Raw genomic sequence first — 19,071 nt, forward strand, 5'->3', positions numbered from 1 at the left:
TTTTTACTTTATAATACTTCCTTTACTTTAAACTCATTCTCTCTAAAAGCAATAATGTCTTCAACCACTTTACCCATCAACAATTTTCCAATGGGTGTATTAGATGAAATTGCGTAGAACACCTCATTATTTACTTTCAATTCGCCAGTACTTATAGCAATAAAATAATTTGCTTGTGTTGTATAAACCACACTTCCCAAACCAATGCATTTAGAAGTTTTAGAAATATCTACTTTAGAAAGCATTTCTTTTGTTTTCTGAATTTCGGCAAGTTGATTACCTGCTTTTTCGCGTTCTAATTGCAACATGGCGCGCCCAGTTTCATGCTTATCGCCTGCGCTACTTTTTGTTTCTGATGTGAGTGATTTTTGAATATTGTTTATCGTGTTTTGAATGATTTGAAATCGGTTATCGATAAATTCTAAACACTGATTGTATAGTTCTTCTTTTATACTCATACTTTATCTACTAAAATAGATTGCTATCTACGCAGGAATTAGTTCTGCTAATTCTTTCCCTATTAAACTCCCTATTGCAACTCCCATACCACCAAGTCGTACACCACAAAACACATGATTAGACACCTGTTTTACAATGGCTTTTTTTTGATTTCCAACACCCATGATGCCACTCCATCGATAATCTATTTCAAAAGGAGTTTCTGGCAATATAGTTGTTTTTAAAAGTGTTTCTAACTTATTTTGAATTAATGCTGTTTGATTTAACTCAGTTGTTTCCTCTCCTTTAAAATCTAAGTTTCTGCCGCCACCTAAAAGGATTCTATCGTCAATATTTCTAAAGTAATAATAGCCTTTATCTAAGTGAAATGTGCCTTTTACATGTAAATTTTTAATAGGTTTAGTTATAAGAACCTGTGATCGTGCTGGTTTTACATTTTCTAGTAAAAGCTGCGATGCAAATCCGTTGGTTGCAATACATAACTTTGAGGTTGAAAACTCAAACTGATTGGTTTTTATCTTTACAGAATTAGCAGCTTCTGAAAAATGTTCAACTTCAATATTATTTAAAATTTTAATGCCTTTTGTTTGCACTTTTAGAAGCAATGCTTCCATCATTTTTCCTGTATCTAATTGTCCTTCAAACTGATTAAAAATATACTGATCTTTTATATTTTTAAACTGAAACCTGTTGGCTTTTAAACTAAAAACGGCGTCCTTAAAAATAGGATTTAGCAACTTGTTTATGCTTTCTATTTGAGATAAACAGGTATCAAAAAGGGTAGTATCTAAATTATTAAACAATTCATAACCGCCATTATTTTGATAATTAATGGCTTCATCTCCTAAAGTTTCTCTTAATAGTTTTAAACCATTTACGCGTTTTTCTACGAGCTGAATGACTTCTTCTTCGGAATGTGATTTTAAATCGTCTAATATTTCGCTTAGACTTCCAAAACATGCAAATCCCGCATTCTTTGTACTTGCGCCTTGCGGCAATGTTCCTTTTTCTAATATGATGATTTTAGCTTTGGGAAAACGCGTTTTAAGTTGTAATGCACAATTAAGGCCTACAATACCACTGCCAACTATAGTATAATCTACATTTGTTAGCCAACTTTTTATTTCCCAATAAGAAAGATTCATCTAGCTAATTTACAGTTTTATTTTAGATGAAGTAGCTCGTGTTAAGGATTGAGCAATTGTTGGAGCTCCTCGCAGAGAGCGACTTGTGAAAGCCTGACTTTTGCCTTTTTCGGCAAAAGGAACACCCATAAAAAAACTCCGAAATTGCTTTCGGAGTTTTAATTATTTATTCTTCAATGATTTCTTTTTCTATTACAAAGTCTTCCATGAATTTAGTGGTATAATTACCAGCTAAATAATCTGGATGTTCCATAAGTTGTCTGTGGAACGGTATTGTTGTTTTTATACCCTCTATTACAAACTCGTCTAAGGCACGTTTCATTTTATTGATAGCCTCTTCTCTTGTTTGCGCTGTTGTAATTAACTTAGCAATCATAGAGTCATAATTTGGCGGAATAGAATACCCAGCATACACATGCGTATCTAATCGTACACCATGACCTCCTGGAGCGTGCAATGTTGTAATGCGTCCTGGTGATGGTCTAAAATCATTAAAAGGATCTTCTGCATTTATACGACACTCAATAGAATGTAATTTTGGGAAATAATTTTTTCCTGAAATTGGCACACCTGCAGCGACTAGAATTTGCTCGCGAATTAAATCGAAATCTATTACTTGTTCTGTTATAGGATGCTCTACTTGAATACGAGTATTCATTTCCATGAAGTAGAAATTACGATGCTTATCTACCAAAAACTCTACGGTTCCTGCGCCTTCGTACTTTATATACTCTGATGCTTTTACAGCAGCATTACCCATTTTTTCTCTAAGCTCATCTGTCATAAAAGGAGAAGGTACTTCTTCTGTTAACTTTTGATGACGACGTTGAACAGAACAATCTCTTTCTGATAAATGACAGGCTTTTCCTGTAGAATCTCCTACAATTTGAATTTCGATATGTCTAGGCTCTTCAATAAGCTTTTCCATATACATATCATCATTTCCAAAGGCTGCTTTACTTTCTTGTCTTGCAGAATCCCAAGCGTCTTTTAAATCTTCTGGTTTAAAAACACCTCGCATACCTTTTCCTCCACCACCGGCAGAAGCTTTAAGCATAACAGGGTATCCTGTTTCTACTGCTAATTTTTCGCATTCGGCAAAGTCTTTTATAACTCCATCACTACCCGGTACACATGGTACACCAGCAGCTTTCATAGTTTCTTTGGCGTTTGCTTTATCGCCCATACGATCTATCATCTCTGGAGAAGCACCAATGAATTTTATTCCGTGTTCTTCACAAATTTTTGAAAACTTAGCGTTTTCTGATAAAAATCCGTATCCTGGATGAATGGCATCTGCATTCGTAATTTCGGCAGCAGCAATAATATTAGACATTTTTAAATAAGACTCGCTACTAGCAGCAGGTCCTATACAAACAGCTTCATCGGCAAATTTTACGTGTAAGCTATCTGCATCTGCTGTAGAATATACAGCTACTGATTTAATGCCCATTTCTTTACAGGTTCTAATAACACGAAGTGCTATTTCCCCTCTATTGGCTATTAATATTTTTTTAAACATAACTTCTTGAATTAAAAATTACAAATTCCAATCGCCAAATTCCAAACATTGGATTTAGGGATTTGTATATTGGAATTTTTAATAGGTTATGATGGATCTACTAAAAATAATGGTTGATCGAATTCTACAGGAGAAGAATCATCAACTAATACTTTCACTATTTTTCCTGAAACTTCAGATTCAATTTCATTGAAAAGCTTCATAGCTTCAATAACACAAAGCACATCACCTTCGGCAATAGTTTGACCTACCTCAACAAATAAAGGTTTATCTGGAGCTGGCTTTCTGTAGAAAGTACCAATGATTGGCGATTTTATAGTAATATATTTAGAATCTTCTGTTGCTGCTGCCTCTGTGGCTGTTGCTACAGGTGCAGCTTCTGTTGCTACAGGTTGCACAGGAACTTGTGCTAATTGTGGCATTTGAGCAGCAGGAGCTTGATGTATAATAGTTGTATCAGGCTCTGACCCTGTTTTTATGGTGATTTTGATATCATCCATCTCTAATTTAACTTCACTTGCACCAGACTTGGCAACAAATTTAATTAAGTTTTGAATTTCTTTAATATCCATAATTTTGCTAATTAAATTACTTTGGTTTGTGGTTAGTTTTTAGAATTATATGCCCATTTTAAATAAATAGACCCCCAATTAAATCCGCCTCCAAAGGCTGCGAATATGACATTATCTCCTTTTTTAAGTTGCGATTCGTAATCGTTTATTAATAATGGCAAAGTAGCAGACGTAGTATTTCCATACTTTTCTATATTCATCATTACTTTTTCATCTTCTAACTCTATACGTTGCGCAGTCGCATCAATAATACGTTTATTTGCTTGATGTGCTGCAAGCCAATCTACTGTTTCTTTTGTTAAATTATTACGCTCTAAAATTTTAACTGCAGCATCGGCCATATTAAACACAGCATTTTTAAATACGGTTCTACCTTCTTGAAAAGCATATTGACCGCCTTGTTCTAAAATTTCTGCAGTTAATTTATGAGAAGAGCCTCCATAAGTAGCTTGTAAAAAATCTCTACCTGTTCCGTCACTTCTTAGGTATTCATCTTGCAACCCTAAACCTTCATCATTTGCTTCAAATAAAACAGCACCTGCACCATCACCAAAGATAATACAAGTTGCTCTATCTTTATAATTAATAATTGATGACATTTTATCGGCACCAATTAATAATACATTTTTATACCGACCAGACTCTATATAACTTGCAGCTACAGACATTCCGAATAAAAAGCTTGAACATGCCGCATCCATATCAAAAGAAAACGCATTAGTAGCACCAATTTCTGAAGCTGTGTAAGCTGCTGTTGAAGCGGCTTTCATATCTGGAGTTGCCGTAGCAACAATAACAAGTTCTATATCTTTAGGATCAAGACCTTTTTTATTAATAAGATCTTCTGCTGCTTTAATAGCTAGGAAAGAAGTTCCTTTTCCGTCGTCTTTAAGAATTCGACGTTCTTTAATTCCTGTTCTAGAGGTAATCCATTCATCATTTGTATCAACCATTGTCTCAAGGATTTGGTTGGTTAATACGTATTCTGGCACATATGCGCCTACAGCTGTAATTGCCGCTGAGATTTTACTCATAACTTTATAGTTAATTCGACCAAAAAATTATTAATATTGGACAAAAACGTTCAAAATTTTGTGAAAACTACTAAATTTTACTTTAATAGCACACAAATTATCTGTTTTTGTCTTTAGAAAAGTCATATCATAAAAAAAACGCTCATAAATGAGCGTTTTTATAATATGCGTGCATACTATTTATGCTACGTTTTCTACTGCTTCAGAGTTGTCAATTAATACTTGACCTCTGTAGTATAATTTTCCTTCATGCCAGTGTGCTCTGTGATATAAGTGAGCCTCACCTGTTGTTGGGCAAGTAGCAATCTGTGGCGCAGTTGCTTTATAATGTGTTCTTCTTTTATCTCTTCTTGTTTTCGAGATTTTTCTTTTAGGATGTGCCATTTTTTATAGTTATTTATCCGTTAATAGTTTCTTTAATGTATTCCAACGAGGATCTATATCCTCTTCTTTTTGTTTATCTTCTTTAAGCCCAGGGCTTAATTGTTCTAATTTTTCAAGTATTTCTGAATTTAATGTCCCATCTTCAATTCCAGGATGAACACGCTTAATAGGTACAGCTAGTACTATTAATTCATAAACGTATTGCTGAATATTAATTTCATAAGTCCCATGAGGGATAATAAGAATATCAATATTTTCATCATTATATTCATCACCAAAATTAACGACTAAATCAAATTCATTTTCAATGGTTTGATTATAAGGTTCGTTAGTTAAATCGCAATTAATATTAACAAATCCTGAAATTTCAAAATGTAATTCTAGTAAAGTTGCCTTTTTTTCTAAGACAAGATTTACTTTAACATCTACATTGTTAAAATCTTCATACTCAAAATATTCAAAGAACGTTTCTTTAATTTCATACTCAAACTGATGTTTCCCTACCTTTAACCCTACAAATGGAATTGTAAACTCTTTTAATGGCTTCATTCTCACATCTATTTTGAGCCTGCAAATATATAAATTTTTATTTACGCGGCATTACTTATAAACATTTTTTTGTTTATATCTTTAATCTGTCAATAATTTTAATTTTATTATGTAAAATATCTTCTACATATTAAAAAATTAAACCATTAACGATGCCTCTGTTTACGGTCGATTCTTGGTGCTTTTTTTAACGGATTTGATGTAATTTCTTCATAATCAGATCTGTTTTTAAAAATTTGAATAGCTGTATAGAGCGCTTCCTTAAATGAATTTTCATCGGCTTCACCCTTTCCTGCTATCTCGTAAGCCGTTCCATGGTCTGGTGATGTTCTAACTTTATTTAAACCGGCTGTATAATTTACACCTTGTCCGAATGACAATGTTTTAAAAGGAATGAGTCCTTGGTCGTGATATGATGCAATAATGGCATCAAAATTCTTATAATTATTAGAACCAAAAAAACTATCTGCTGCATAAGGTCCATAAACCAGTTTCCCTGAATCCTTTATTTTTTTAAGCGTAGGTCTTAACACATCATCATCTTCTGTTCCAATAACACCATTGTCTCCTGTATGTGGATTGATTCCTAAAACAGCTATTTTGGGTCTTCCTATTTTGAAATCTTTTAAAAGTGAATTATAAACCGTATTTATTTTCTTTTCAATTAATTCTGAAGTAATATGATTAGATATATCTTTTACAGGTACATGATCTGTTAGTAAACCTACTCTTAAAGTATCGGTAACCATAAACATTAAACTTTCGCCTTCTAACTCTTGTGCTAAATAATCTGTATGTCCAGGAAAATTGAAAGCTTCCGATTGAATGTTATGTTTATTAATAGGTGCTGTAACTAAAACATCTACATCGCCATTTTTTAAAGCTTGTGTAGCTGATGCCAAAGATTTTATAGCAAATTCACCGATTTTAGGATCTTCTTTTCCAAAATTAATATTTACAGGTTCTTTCCAAGCGTTAAAAACATTCACTTTTCCAGAAGCAATTTGATTAATAACATGTATGCTATGAAAATTAATTGCCGACTTAAAATGAGTTTTTAAAAAACTCATAGATTTAATAGACGCAAAAATTACTGGTGTACAGAAATCTAAAATTCTTTCATCTTGAAACGTTTTTAAAACAATTTCTCCTCCAATACCATTTAAGTCTCCAATTGATATTCCTACTATTATATTTTCTGCTTTATTCATTAAAAATGATAAGTTTTGTTCGTAATTTTGATGGTACAAATTTAACTAAATAAACAGATAATAATATGTTTACTGGAATTATTGAAAATATTGGTGTTATTTCAGACCTAAAAAAAGAACTAGATAATCTTCATATCACCATTAAAAGCCCTATAACAAGCGAATTAAAAGTTGATCAGAGCGTAGCACATAATGGTGTTTGTTTAACGGTTGTAAAAATAGTTGATGACACATACACCGTTACAGCCATTAAAGAAACATTAGACAAAACAAGCCTAGGAACCATAGAAATTAATGACAAAGTAAACTTAGAGCGCGCTATGATGCTTGGTGATAGACTTGATGGACATATTGTACAAGGTCATGTAGATCAAACTGCTATTTGTACAAATGTTGAAGAAGCAAATGGTAGCTGGGTATTTACCTTTAGTTACGATTCTAGTTTAAATAATATAACTATTGAAAAAGGCTCAATAACCATAAATGGAACAAGTTTAACGGTTGTTAACTCAAAAAAAGATAGTTTTAGTGTAGCTATTATACCTTATACGTATGAACATACAAACTTTCATACCTTTAAAAAAGGGACTGTAGTTAATTTAGAATTTGATGTATTAGGGAAATATGTAGCTAAGCTTTTAGAATTAAATCAATAATCTTAACTATCTGTTTTTTGGAATAATTTTCTAACGCCATAAAATAAAGCGAACGCAGCACCAACTAGTACACCTCCATCAATAGGGAAACCTGGTGGTGGTGGTGTTCCAGGAGGAGGTAATTCTTGAGAGGCACACACAAAACTTATTAATACAAATAAGATTGAGGCAAAAATTCTTTTATTTTGTATTGTCATTTGGAGGCAAATGTATAAAAAAAAGCGTGTCAAAAAAATAATTTGATGGATTTACCGTCAAAAAAAACCTATGAAACGTTTGAAATTATCGATAAAAAGCAATCTTTGTAATCTGCTTTTATGAAAAAACATATGTAATATCATATAAGCATAATAGAAATAACAATTAATCCCTCAATTTTTACTTCGTATAGCAAATATATATAAAATTAAGTAAAAAATAAATTAAACTTTATAATTGAGCTTCAAGTTATTATATAAAAATGACTATTATGTAATCAAATTACAAATCCCATACAAAAAAAGCCTTTCAAAAATTGAAAGGCTTTACAATCTGTAAAAGTGGTCCCACTTGGGCTCGAACCAAGGACCACCTGATTATGAGACGTATTATTTCAGTTTTCATTTAGCTACATTTAGTTTCTTATATTCTCATTATCAGTTATTTATAAATTTTTGCTTTGTTTTTATTTGCATATGATTTACCTTTAAAGGGCAATTTGTTGTACAGATGTTGTACTGATTTATTCTAAGCCTATGTCAACCGTAAAAACCGTATTAAGAAAAACAAAACTTGCTGATGGTAGTTATCCCATCTCTTTAAGAGTATCGAAAGATAGGAAATCGAAATATTTTCAAACGATATTTAGAGCTTTCCCAATGGAGTGGAATCAAACAACGGGAAGCTTTACCAATAAAAATTCAAATAGTACCCAAAATAACAGGTTACTTCTTAAATTCAAGGATAGGGCTTTAAAAATTCTTTCGGACTTAGAAATGGAAAAAGGTGATTTCACTTTAAGAGATTTTGAAAATCGTTTTAGAATTGTGTCCAATCCAGTACAGCAAAATGTTTTTTATTTTTGGGATGAGATTATTGGTGAAATGATTTATGCAGGAAGAACCGGCAATGCACGCGTTAATAAAGAAGTGTTCGCTTCTTTAAATTTATTTCATAAAAGCACTAGACTTAACTTTAAAGACATCACCCCTTCCTTTTTAAATAAATATGAAGCTTTCTTAAGGTCAAGAGGCGGAAGCGATGGAGGCATAGGTGTGCGAATGAGAACCATAAGAGCACTATATAACTTTGCTATTGAAAGAAAAATAGCTAAAGAACAGGACTATCCCTTTAAAATTTATAAGGTATCAAAACTAAAAGGCAAAAACCTTAAAAAGGCTTTAAGAATGGAAGAAGTCCTTAAGATTAGAGATTTTGATTTAGTAAAATATCCATGGTATGTCAATACTAGAAACTATTTTATATTTAGTTTTTACACCAGAGGCATGAATTTTGCCGATATGATGAAACTTGAATGGAAGGCAATTGACAATGATAAGATATATTATACAAGATCTAAAACTAAGGGGAATTTTAAAATTAAAATTCTACCCCCTGTCCGAGAGATTTTAAATTATTATAAAGAGTTTGCCATTGATACTAAATATGTTTTCCCTATTCTTTTGAAAAATAACTTGACCCCTCCACAATTGGAAAACAGAAAACATAAAACTCTTCAACGCTATAACAAAGAATTAAAAGAGATTGCAGAAATATGCGGAATTGATAAACCCCTAACAAGTTATGTAGCCAGACATAGTTTTGCAAACTGTTTAAAACAAAAAGGAGTCGCTACCGATATTATTAGTGAGTCCATGGGGCATCAAAATCTTAGTATCACACAAACTTATCTCAAGGAATTTGATAATTCTGTTTTAGATGAGGCGATTGAAATTTTGGTTTGAAGGTAAATTAAATACAGCTGTTCCTAATGGCAATTGATAGATTTCAGTAGTCAAAAAAAAAGTCCTATTTTAACACTAATCTGTTTAGATTTTATACCAAACAAACTATTTTTGCTCACTAATTTAAAAAAAATTTATGAAAGAATTAATTGAAAAAATCAACGCAGAAATTGAAACATTCAAAAAAGAATCAGCATCATTAATTGAAAATGGAGTAAAAGCTGCTGGGCCAAGAGCACGTAAATCAACTTTAGGACTAGAAAAATTACTAAAAGAATTTAGAAAAGTCTCTATAGAAGAAGCTAAAAAATAAATAGCCGCAAACAAACTGCCCTCCTGACTTTCTAGAGGGCTTTTTTTATAGGCAACTTTGAATATAAAACCAGCATCAAATACCTTAATAATACAACAATACTAAATTTCTTTAATTCGAATTAATTTTGATTAATTTTAATCTTGCCAGATAACCAATATTTCTAAGGACTCAAACAGACATATTAGATTAATAGATAAGTAAACTTTCTAGTTCCTTCATATTGAAATTATGCTTTTTTGGGTTATTTTTCTTAAGGGCTAACAGGTTTTGTAACTTCCATTGTATCGCTGGAAACTTTTCAAAATCATAAATACTCCAATCTGGAGACGTGTTTTCAAAACTGATAATAAAATTTTTGTCAGTTTCTGTTAAACCTTCTTGTACCACTTTGACTAGTTTTTCTCGTGTTTGCTCAAAATCTGTATACGAAAAAGGGTTTTCGGTCATACCCATAAATTGGTTTGCAAAAGCTTGTTCTTGATTTATAAAATTAGGAAATAACACTTCTTTAATAGGCCTTTTACTGCTCAGTAATGTAAAGATAAAACCTTCTTTGATTTCTTGTGTAAATCCTTCATTTTCTAACAAATCCTTTACATCAAATAAATCTCTTGGATGTTGTCTATCAAACGCAGCAACTATTTTCCCACCATACAACTGTCCAAACGAGACTCCTTGAATTGAACAAAAGACGTCAAACTCTTCTTGCGCTTTATCGCATAAAACCAAGGTACTAGAATCACCTATCAAACCTCTGACACCTTGATTTACTTCAATTTTAATTAAAGCTTGTTTATTACTTATTTGTAATTTTAGCTTATCCTTTTGATGTTCGACCAATAAATTAGGAAAAATTACATTCAGGCGTTTCTTTATTTCTCCTAAGGTATTATTGATATTAGTAAAAGATGTTGTTCTATCTTCTATAGGTATATATGTTAAGTCTATATCAACTGACAACCTAGACATATCTCTTACAAATAAATTTATAGCGGTTCCTCCATGAAGAGCAAAACACTTTTCTTTTGCTACTTCAGGAATTACACTTAAAAGTAAACGAACTTGATTCTTATAATTATTCATCGACTAAATTTTTAGGAACCGTTATTTTGTACTCTGAATCATAGACACCATCAACAACGATTTGTCGTTTCCCTTTTCCCATGTCAATATGCTCAACGTTTACAAATTCTAGCCACGGATGGCGACACTTATTAGCCAAATATAAAAACAATCGTTTTACTTTTACAGATGTACAGGCTTCTAGCAATTGTTGCACTTGATTAGGACGTAAATTATTCAACCCTTGCATAAGCTCATAGCATTCTTTTAAATCTTGCTTTTTAGGAGCTAAATACAAGCACTCCATGATTGCTCGTGCTGCACCTGATACTTTTATATAAAATCCATTAACTTCTACATCGGTCAAACCTAAATCAGCTGGCAAAAATGACGTAGAATAATAATTTATCTCCATACCCCAATTATAGTTTTTCAACCAAGAAGGGATGCGCTCATTTTCATTTCCAAAAAGTGTAAACTGCTGTCTTGAAAATTCTAGATAATGAGCCTTTCCTAAAAGATTTAAAGCTGATTTACCACCTGGATGCACACCGAGTTTACCTTGTGATTGCAAAGCAAATATAGCTCCTTCGATGGTAGTAGTGTCACCGCTTTTTACAAAAGCTCCATTATTTAAAGGGGTTATCCAATTGCTCTTTTTATATCGGCTCAATAACTGATGTGAATACCCATTTTCTACCAACCATGAAGTAAGGTAAACAGCATTTTGCGGCCAACCTCGTAAAAGACGGTTTATTTTATGTGATTTTTCTAAACTCAAAGTGTAGTTTTGCGCAAAATTATAAACCAAATATAAAAAATTGTTTATAATCATAGCTATTTATAAATTAAAAGTTTAGTTTTTATATTAAATTTAAACCATATTCGAATATGACATTATTTATTTTACAACAGAATACTGATAGTAAAAACCATTTAATGAAAAGAGGTTTTTGTTACAGAAAAAAGTGTACATTATTAATTGTTTTAAAACTGAATTAAGATGTTTAAACCTCCCCAAATAAATTCTGATTACTTTCTTATTGTAAATTACGAAAAGCCCTTGTTAACTGCTGTCGTTTCAAGTTATGTAAACAATGTTGGATATTATGTTCCAACTTTTGAGTTTGCTGAGGTTACTTCAAATGCAAAGGATTTTGATGAAACAAAACTAGGTGATGGAGAAATTGATGAACATTATATAAGTAGGGTTAGGTCTCAAGAATTCAATATTAAAGTACACAACTCACTAAAACGATTAAGGGGATGCAAATATTTAATTATTATCGGTCTATCCAAAAATCAAATAAGTTATTTAGATTTTTTAAATGATTACAATACAATATATGTGGATACGATTGAGGAAGTAGACTTTACCCTAAGTCATTTGGTTGAAAAATCAGGCTATCTTCCTTGTAATAGAAGTAATGCTTATGATGCTCTATATGTATCAATAGAAAATAACTTAATGCTTCAAATCGATGAAAGCGCAGGAGATATAGTATTTGATGATTCTAATAAAAGGGGAGTCATAGTAGTGGATAGAGTTGATAATTCTACATTGCCTTTAGCGATAAGCTATGCAACAGCTGTAAATGCTAATTTAAAATTAATAGATTCACCTGATGTTGATAAATCAAAATATAGAATACTTATACAAAAGTGGAAAGAGAAAGCATCTGAAGGAATTGAAGACCAATCTGCTTTTAACGATTTAAGTGCACTAATATACCCATCGCTTGAACATATTGATTTTTTGAAATATGAATTCGCAACTTTCTTTACTAAAGGAGCTCCTTATGGACTAATTCTTAAAAACCAGATTCCTATTTCTCATGTACATCTTCAATTACTGCCAGATTTTTTTCTTTTTAATAATATTCAAATTGATAGCTTTTCTGACACTCCAAGTGCAGTAGTGTTTTCTCCGTTAGAATTTCAAGATGAAGAAACGGATTCAGTAATCGATTATTTAGAAAGTAAAAATCTATTTGTGAAGTCATTGATAGGTAAGAATGCCACGGTTTTTAATCTTGATAATCATATTAAAGAATATCCTTATAGTGTGCTCCATATATGTAGTCACGGAGGTGAAATCGAAGGGTCTCGAATTACTGAAATCTTTAAAGACAGAGACGGAAATGACCATACTATTATTTATGACGAAGTTGCTACTTTTGCCTTATCTCCTTATCAAGACCTACATCCTGTTACTATCAAAAGTTTTTTTAGAACTTTTGATGGCTATATTTGGAGAAGTAAGGAGCTTAAAGCTATAGAACATCCGCAGTATATTTTCTCAGACATGACTAATCATCTCAGAAAAAAAGAGAATAAGGACAGAAGTAAAAAAGTAATCGTAGATGGTTCTTGTTATATAAAGTGTTATGTTTCTCACTCTCAAGCTATTTTTCGTCATTTGGCTTCGGGGCATTCACCTTTGATATTTAATAATACTTGTTGGTCTTGGTTAGACATTTCTGAATCTTTTCTTGCAGTAGGAGCAAAAGCTTACATTGGAACACTTTGGGCAATAAATAATAATGTGGCTAAAATATCTGCTGAACTTTTCTATGAAGATATTTTTAATGGTACAATCATGGAAGCATTTTACAAAATGCAGCAAAAAACGATGGGTACAAAAGATGAAAATATATATAGTTTTTGGGGGTTACATTTTAGCAAGGTTATGTCAGGTGTCAATAAGGAATCTAGTAGAAAAATAGTTTTGTTGAAAATGCACAAGTCATTACAGGTTTGGAAGGATAAGCTTGAAAATACAACTAGGGAAGGGATGAGAAAGAATATTAATGAATTTATTGATTGGAATGCACGTGAACAAGTTAAAGATTTTAAGAAGGAGATAACAGAAATGTATTTAAGAGATAAAAAGATTAAATAAATCAAGATAAATAGATGGGTGCAATTTCAGCATTAAAAGGTTATAGAACACAATTTTTATACACATTATATAGGATTCTTAAAGATTATCGAAAAAACTACACATTCAAGCCAGAAGGGTTTTATGAGGATTTAGATATTATTGATGAAAAAGGAAATTATGTAGAAGTTATTCAGGTTAAAAATAAATCAAGAACATTAGTTTTTACTGATTTGTTTTCTAATAAGGATTCATTTTTTAAGAGAGCTAGTAAGCTTATAGATAATCAGGAGAAAGCTATTGTAAAGTTGGTTTCATTTGGTGAAGTGAGTAATGAACTAATTGAAAAATCTGCATTGTCAAAAAAGTTGCGTAAAAAGGGATTCGATTCAGTTAAAATAGATAGAATTTTAAGCAATTATCAAGTTCCAGAAATTGTTAAAGAAGAAACTTTATATAAGGAAATAATAGAGTTACTAAACGATATTAGACCTTTTTCGAATCCATCTATAGCGATAGAATTATTAGTTTTTTGGATTTATAAATCTGCTGAAAAACAAAGAAAAATTGATGCTAAGAAAATAATATTAAATTTGGATTCTATAGGAGTATTCCTTAATGAACAAAAATCATTTTTAAACCAGTTTGGTAATACCATTTTGCCTTTTAATAATAGAACATTAAATGAAGCTAATTCGGTTAAACTAGAAGAAGAGTTTTACTATGGGGTTTCGTCTAGATATGAACATATTCTATCAAACTTAGATATTAGTAGAACAGAAAAGCTATATACTATAGATAAAGCTTTTAAAGAGACTAATGTTATATTTATTCATGGTGCTTCTGGTCAAGGAAAAAGTACTTTAGCTTATAGATATATACATGATTTTTCAGAGAGTAATACTTCATATGAATTAAAACTATCCAATAATTATAATGAGTTATATGAAACTATTAGTAGTTTAAATGCTTTATGTAAAGAATTATCTTTTCCAATATTAATTTATATAGATATAAAATCTCAAGACGTTTATTGGAACGATTTACTTCAGCAATTATCTGTAAAAAAGAATCTTCAATTTTTGATAACGATTAGGCAAGAAGACTGGAATAGAGTTACTCTTGGTGTTGATTATAATTTTAAAGATATAGAATTAATATTTGATAAAACAGAAGCCGAAATTATTTATAAAAGCTTATCAAAATATAAAAAGGAGTTAAAGTTTACAGATTTTGAAGAATCATGGTTAAAGTTTGGTAATAAAGGACTTTTATTAGAATATGTTTATTTAATTAATCAAGGAGACACTTTAAAAGCCAGATTAGAAAGTCAAATTAGTAGATTAGAGCAGGAAGAAAAAATAAGTGAATTAGAAACATTACGTTTTGTGTGTTTATCAGATTCCTATGGAGCTAAAATTAATTACAAAAAGCTAATTGATTTTATTCAGATTAATAGAAGTCTATCAAACAGAGTTGTAAAAAACCTTGAAAAAGAGTATCTCTTAAAGTTTACTGAAAACAAAGAATTTTTAACAGGGTTGCACCCTATACGCTCAGAAATTTTATGTGATATTTTATTTAAAGAGAATGATTACATTGATATTAATGATTATATCAACGATTCTATACCACTATTGTTTGAAGGTGATATATATTCTTTTTTGCTAAATGGTTTCAATTTTGGATACGATGTTGAAACTTTTTTGGATATAGTCAAAAAATATGATTTTAAAAGTTGGATTGGAAATATTAACGTATTGAATGCCCTTCTTTGGAAAGGTGTGAGTGATTTTCTTTTTAAAAAGAATAAAGAACCTTTTGAAACACTATATAATGAGTTTGGTACAATTTGGGAGTTAGTTTTACCTTATGATTATGCAAATGTAACTGGGGACGAAGGATTAATACCATCAAATATGTTATCGGAAGATTTTAGTCTTAGAATAAAAGATATTAAAAATAGTATATCTCCCAAAGAAGATATTTTTGAATATATTTTAAGATGGATTAGTTCTAAAGACAATATTTCATGTGAATTATGTGACAAGAAAGAACTTGTTGCTTTAGGAGAGTATACTTTTTGGATTGGTCATTTAAATCTTGACGCTAATATAGTTATTGATGAACACATACTTCTAGCTCTTTTTGATAGAGAAGTTTCTTTGAAAGATATTTCAGTATTATTACTAGGTCTTCAATCGATAAATTTTTCTGTTGATTTTATCGATAATTACAGAAAGTTATTCTTATCAAGGTTATTAGAAGAATATAGCATTGTTGATTTAAAAGAAAGCAATGACAACCATATTTCTTGTAGTTACATTATCGATTATTTAAAGTATGAATTTGAAGAAGTAAAAGAAACAAATTATCTGCAAAATAAATCTACAGAAATTCTTGAGCTTTTGAGAAACGTTTTTCCTGATAAAGATTCTTACTCTACAAAAGCAGTGAATAATTCTTTTTTGGATATTGAGTTACCTTATGACCCTAGTAACAAAAATATAAAGCATAATTTATTGCCTTTAGGTTATTTAGTGCAAGTAAATGGTTTAATTAATAGTTTGTTTATTCATCAATTTCGACCTGATTCATGGGAAACATACGTGTCAAAAATAATTGAAAACAGAGGGAAATATAATTTTGCATTAACAGAGGTAATTAAAGGGTTTCAAGAGTATTTTAGAAAAAGGGATTATAAAGTGTTTATAAAAGCTTTAGAGGTAGCGGAAAAGGAGTTAGAAGGAGTATACAAGGTTAAATTTCCTAAAAATATAGTTGATAAATGGGGGTATGTTTCTGAAGGGACTAATGAAAAATATTTAAATGATAAAGATGAATCATTAGTAAAGACAACAACAATAGCTTCAATAAAAAAGTATTTAGATTTTAATAAAATTAATAGAGATTACTTTTCAAGCTTAGATAATGTTTTTAATCAATTAGGGAGCAATATATTGTCTGTATATAAACTTTATTCAGGTGTTGAAGATTCAGAAGATTATAACCCAAATGTTCTTTACAGTAATATATCTGAAGCTTTAATTAAAGTTTCGAAATTTCAAAATGAGTTTGAAAAGCATTTTTCTAAATTTTGTAATTCAGAAAAATTAGAAAGAATAGAAAGTATTGAGAGTAGAAGTCTTGAGGCATTATTTTATAGTTGGAATCAATTTTATAATCAAGGAAATAGAAAAATTAGTAGTAAGTTATATATTAATTCAAGGAAAGAGTTTAGTGATATTAAGAAAAATCTCAGTAAAAGGTTTTTAAAAGAACGAAAAGATATTTTTGAATTAGCTGGTATTCTATTTAATGTTGAACTATCAGAGAATACGAGTAAAAACCTTGTTGTCACAGCTGAAGTTGATTCAGAGATTTACTTTGCTTCATTACTCTATGCTAGAGTATTTATACAAAATACGCTCAGAGCTAGTTACTTTAGTGCTAAAGGAATAATGGTTAGAGACAATGTTCAATCCGTTATTTATATACCATTAATTCACGGAAAGCCAATAAATAAAAAAGCATATAGAATTCATACACATAATTTAGATGAGGAATTTGATGGAGATGATTGGTATCGTTTTTTTAGTTTTTTTGATGATATAGATAAAGAATTAATAGATTATTTGAAACTTGAATTTTGGAATGAAGAAAATGATAGTATTAGATTCTATGAATCAGTAATGGGTGAGATTACTAATATTCAACAATTTCAAAAACAAATAGAAAAAATAAATTCAGAAGCTAGAGATTTTGATTTTAATAACACTGAAGTTATATCAAAATATGTAAATAAACTTGAAAATTTTCTTAAAAATAGAAAATTTGAAATTTCAAAAGGATGGCAATCAATTGAATACTTGATTGATGATAAAGATTTTTTTAATAATGTAAACTCTCATATAATTAATTCTGATGTAAATAAGGTGTATCCAGATATATCTGATATTCAAATTCGTTTATCTGAAGAATATAATTCTTTTACTAACCGAGCTATTGAATACAAATTAAATGATATAATTGAGTGAAACAAGTTTAAAATGCTTTAGTCTGCCCCAAAATGTACACTATCCTCTTTTCATATAATGCCAAATTCAACAAAATTTGCTATTGAGAATAATATTTGGAAATTGAATTTATGCTTTCTTGGGCAGCTTTATATCTTTACAAACCTCCTTTAATAATTCACTTGGATCTTCATCAATTGCAAGTGCTATTAAGTATAATTCTTTTACTTTTAATTGTGTGTTTTCATTATTTGAGAGTTCGCTTAATCGCGTTTTACTAAGTCCAGTCTTGCGGGATACATCTGATCTATTTATTGATTTCTTAGCAAAGTAGAGTCCTAATTTTGTCATGGAATTATCATTTTTTCAGTATATAAAGTTAATATTTAAGATAAAGCTTTCTGGTTTTCTAAACTTTTATTTGTTCGTTTATCATATTATGTGTACATTAGTTCCGTTTATGTTAAATATATGTCTGAATATATAAACTTAAAATTCAATGTAACTATGAATGAAACAACTAATTTAGATAGGAAACATATTCTGAATAAACTAAAATCTCTTTTGGAAATTAAATATATCTACGAGACAAGAATAGAAAAAGAAGACTCCATCAAGCCTATATTAATTATAATACTAAAAGGAAAATGTAGTTCATTAACCCAAGAATTATCCGCAATGGTTGCTAAAATATTTCAAGAAGAAACAGATTTCTTATATCGAATATTTTCGTTTGAATATGCCCATCAACAACTAAAAGAAGAAAACCTATTCTTTGTTCATGGCTGTACTTGGAATAAACTAGTATTTCATAATCCTGATGATGAATTAGACAGCTTTCATGAACACCATATACCAGAAAAAACACTAAACAACATGCAATCGACTTTCGAAAAAGAATGTCATAAAATGACTGTGTTTTTGGAGGGCGCGACCTTTTTTATTGAAAACAAGAATCTTTCTCATGCCGCCTATATGCTACACCAACATATAGAATTATGGTTTCGCTTTGTTGCTCTTTTTATAATGGGCAAGGAACGCAAAAGCCATAGTATTAAAGAGCTACAAACCTATGTAAAAGCATTTGCATCTGAACTAGGAAAACTTTTTAATACACAAATAGAAGAGGAGCAAAACCTTTTAAAATTATTAGATGATGCTTATATAACAACACGCTATAAAAACAATTACCATATCAACTTGGAGCAAATCCATAAAATATTAGAGAAAGCTCATAAAATGGAAGCATTGGCTACGTCACTATTCAAAAACAAACTGAACACCTGTATTGTTGAAGTATCAAATACTAAAGATATCAAAG

Annotated in this window: 18 protein-coding genes; 6 read left to right on the forward strand and 12 right to left on the reverse strand. The window is 30.4% G+C overall.

What is annotated here, in order from left to right; all coding sequences use genetic code 11:
- Positions 1–8: 8 nt before the first annotated feature.
- The 8 genes from ACH5TX_RS03130 to pdxA form a co-directional block, all read right to left on the reverse strand.
- Complete coding sequence (locus tag ACH5TX_RS03130) at positions 9–458, reverse strand: 3-oxoacyl-ACP synthase (RefSeq protein ID WP_439338088.1); 450 nt, start codon at positions 456–458, stop codon at positions 9–11.
- A gap of 27 nt (positions 459–485) precedes the next feature.
- Entirely contained in the window at positions 486–1,604 is a 1,119-nt protein-coding gene (locus tag ACH5TX_RS03135) for an NAD(P)/FAD-dependent oxidoreductase (protein ID WP_439338089.1), read from the reverse strand.
- 166 nt (positions 1,605–1,770) lie between these two features.
- Positions 1,771–3,126, reverse strand: a complete 1,356-nt coding sequence (gene accC, locus ACH5TX_RS03140) for an acetyl-CoA carboxylase biotin carboxylase subunit (RefSeq protein WP_439336241.1) — start codon at positions 3,124–3,126, stop codon at positions 1,771–1,773.
- 86 nt (positions 3,127–3,212) lie between these two features.
- Positions 3,213–3,698, reverse strand: coding sequence for an acetyl-CoA carboxylase biotin carboxyl carrier protein (accB, locus tag ACH5TX_RS03145; RefSeq protein WP_439338090.1), 486 nt, complete (start codon positions 3,696–3,698; stop codon positions 3,213–3,215).
- Positions 3,699–3,730: 32 nt separating this feature from the next.
- Positions 3,731–4,732, reverse strand: a complete 1,002-nt coding sequence (locus tag ACH5TX_RS03150; RefSeq protein WP_439338091.1) for a beta-ketoacyl-ACP synthase III — start codon at positions 4,730–4,732, stop codon at positions 3,731–3,733.
- Between the two features lie 180 nt (positions 4,733–4,912).
- Positions 4,913–5,116, reverse strand: a complete 204-nt coding sequence (rpmF, locus tag ACH5TX_RS03155) for a 50S ribosomal protein L32 (RefSeq protein WP_069829108.1) — start codon at positions 5,114–5,116, stop codon at positions 4,913–4,915.
- 9 nt (positions 5,117–5,125) lie between these two features.
- On the reverse strand, positions 5,126–5,665 hold the full coding sequence (locus ACH5TX_RS03160; protein WP_439338092.1) for a YceD family protein: 540 nt from the start codon (positions 5,663–5,665) through the stop codon (positions 5,126–5,128).
- 146 nt (positions 5,666–5,811) lie between these two features.
- Positions 5,812–6,876: a 4-hydroxythreonine-4-phosphate dehydrogenase PdxA gene (pdxA, locus tag ACH5TX_RS03165; protein WP_439338093.1), complete on the reverse strand. Its 1,065-nt coding sequence runs from the start codon at positions 6,874–6,876 to the stop codon at positions 5,812–5,814.
- A gap of 65 nt (positions 6,877–6,941) precedes the next feature.
- Here pdxA and ACH5TX_RS03170 point away from each other — a divergent pair, with 65 nt between their 5' ends.
- Positions 6,942–7,532: a riboflavin synthase gene (locus ACH5TX_RS03170; RefSeq protein WP_439338094.1), complete on the forward strand. Its 591-nt coding sequence runs from the start codon at positions 6,942–6,944 to the stop codon at positions 7,530–7,532.
- Positions 7,533–7,534: 2 nt separating this feature from the next.
- On the opposite strand, the gene ACH5TX_RS03175 is transcribed toward ACH5TX_RS03170, so the two are convergent.
- Entirely contained in the window at positions 7,535–7,729 is a 195-nt protein-coding gene (locus ACH5TX_RS03175) for a PID-CTERM protein-sorting domain-containing protein (RefSeq protein WP_439338095.1), read from the reverse strand.
- A 537-nt stretch (positions 7,730–8,266) separates the two neighbouring features.
- On the opposite strand from ACH5TX_RS03175, the gene ACH5TX_RS03180 reads away from it, so the two are divergent.
- A complete protein-coding gene (locus ACH5TX_RS03180; RefSeq protein WP_439338096.1) occupies positions 8,267–9,475 on the forward strand; it encodes a tyrosine-type recombinase/integrase in 1,209 nt (402 codons plus the stop codon).
- 136 nt (positions 9,476–9,611) lie between these two features.
- Positions 9,612–9,788 carry a BF3379 family histone-like protein gene (locus tag ACH5TX_RS03185; protein WP_439338097.1) on the forward strand — a complete coding sequence of 59 codons (177 nt, stop codon included), beginning with the start codon at positions 9,612–9,614 and terminating at the stop codon, positions 9,786–9,788.
- A 189-nt stretch (positions 9,789–9,977) separates the two neighbouring features.
- Here the strand turns inward: ACH5TX_RS03185 and ACH5TX_RS03190 are convergent, their stop codons facing one another.
- A complete protein-coding gene (locus ACH5TX_RS03190) occupies positions 9,978–10,874 on the reverse strand; it encodes a nucleotidyl transferase AbiEii/AbiGii toxin family protein (RefSeq protein WP_439338098.1) in 897 nt (298 codons plus the stop codon).
- Positions 10,867–11,688, reverse strand: a complete 822-nt coding sequence (locus tag ACH5TX_RS03195; protein ID WP_439338099.1) for a type IV toxin-antitoxin system AbiEi family antitoxin domain-containing protein — start codon at positions 11,686–11,688, stop codon at positions 10,867–10,869. The genes ACH5TX_RS03190 and ACH5TX_RS03195 overlap by 8 nt, the downstream gene beginning before the upstream one ends.
- Positions 11,689–11,856: 168 nt before the next feature.
- Between ACH5TX_RS03195 and ACH5TX_RS03200 the strand changes: the two genes are divergently transcribed.
- Together ACH5TX_RS03200 and ACH5TX_RS03205 are read left to right on the forward strand one after the other, a co-directional pair.
- A complete protein-coding gene (locus tag ACH5TX_RS03200) occupies positions 11,857–13,755 on the forward strand; it encodes a CHAT domain-containing protein (protein WP_439338100.1) in 1,899 nt (632 codons plus the stop codon).
- A 14-nt stretch (positions 13,756–13,769) separates the two neighbouring features.
- Entirely contained in the window at positions 13,770–17,771 is a 4,002-nt protein-coding gene (locus ACH5TX_RS03205) for a P-loop NTPase (RefSeq protein ID WP_439338101.1), read from the forward strand.
- A gap of 108 nt (positions 17,772–17,879) precedes the next feature.
- On the opposite strand, the gene ACH5TX_RS03210 is transcribed toward ACH5TX_RS03205, so the two are convergent.
- Positions 17,880–18,101 (reverse strand): helix-turn-helix domain-containing protein, encoded by a 222-nt coding sequence (locus ACH5TX_RS03210; protein WP_439338102.1) that lies wholly within the window; start codon positions 18,099–18,101, stop codon positions 17,880–17,882.
- A 120-nt stretch (positions 18,102–18,221) separates the two neighbouring features.
- Here ACH5TX_RS03210 and ACH5TX_RS03215 point away from each other — a divergent pair.
- A partial coding sequence (locus ACH5TX_RS03215) for a HEPN domain-containing protein (RefSeq protein ID WP_439338103.1) occupies positions 18,222–19,071 on the forward strand: 850 nt, incomplete at its 3' end.

Source organism: Thalassobellus citreus (genome assembly GCF_044385915.1).
GTDB classification, from domain to species: domain Bacteria; phylum Bacteroidota; class Bacteroidia; order Flavobacteriales; family Flavobacteriaceae; genus Thalassobellus; species Thalassobellus citreus.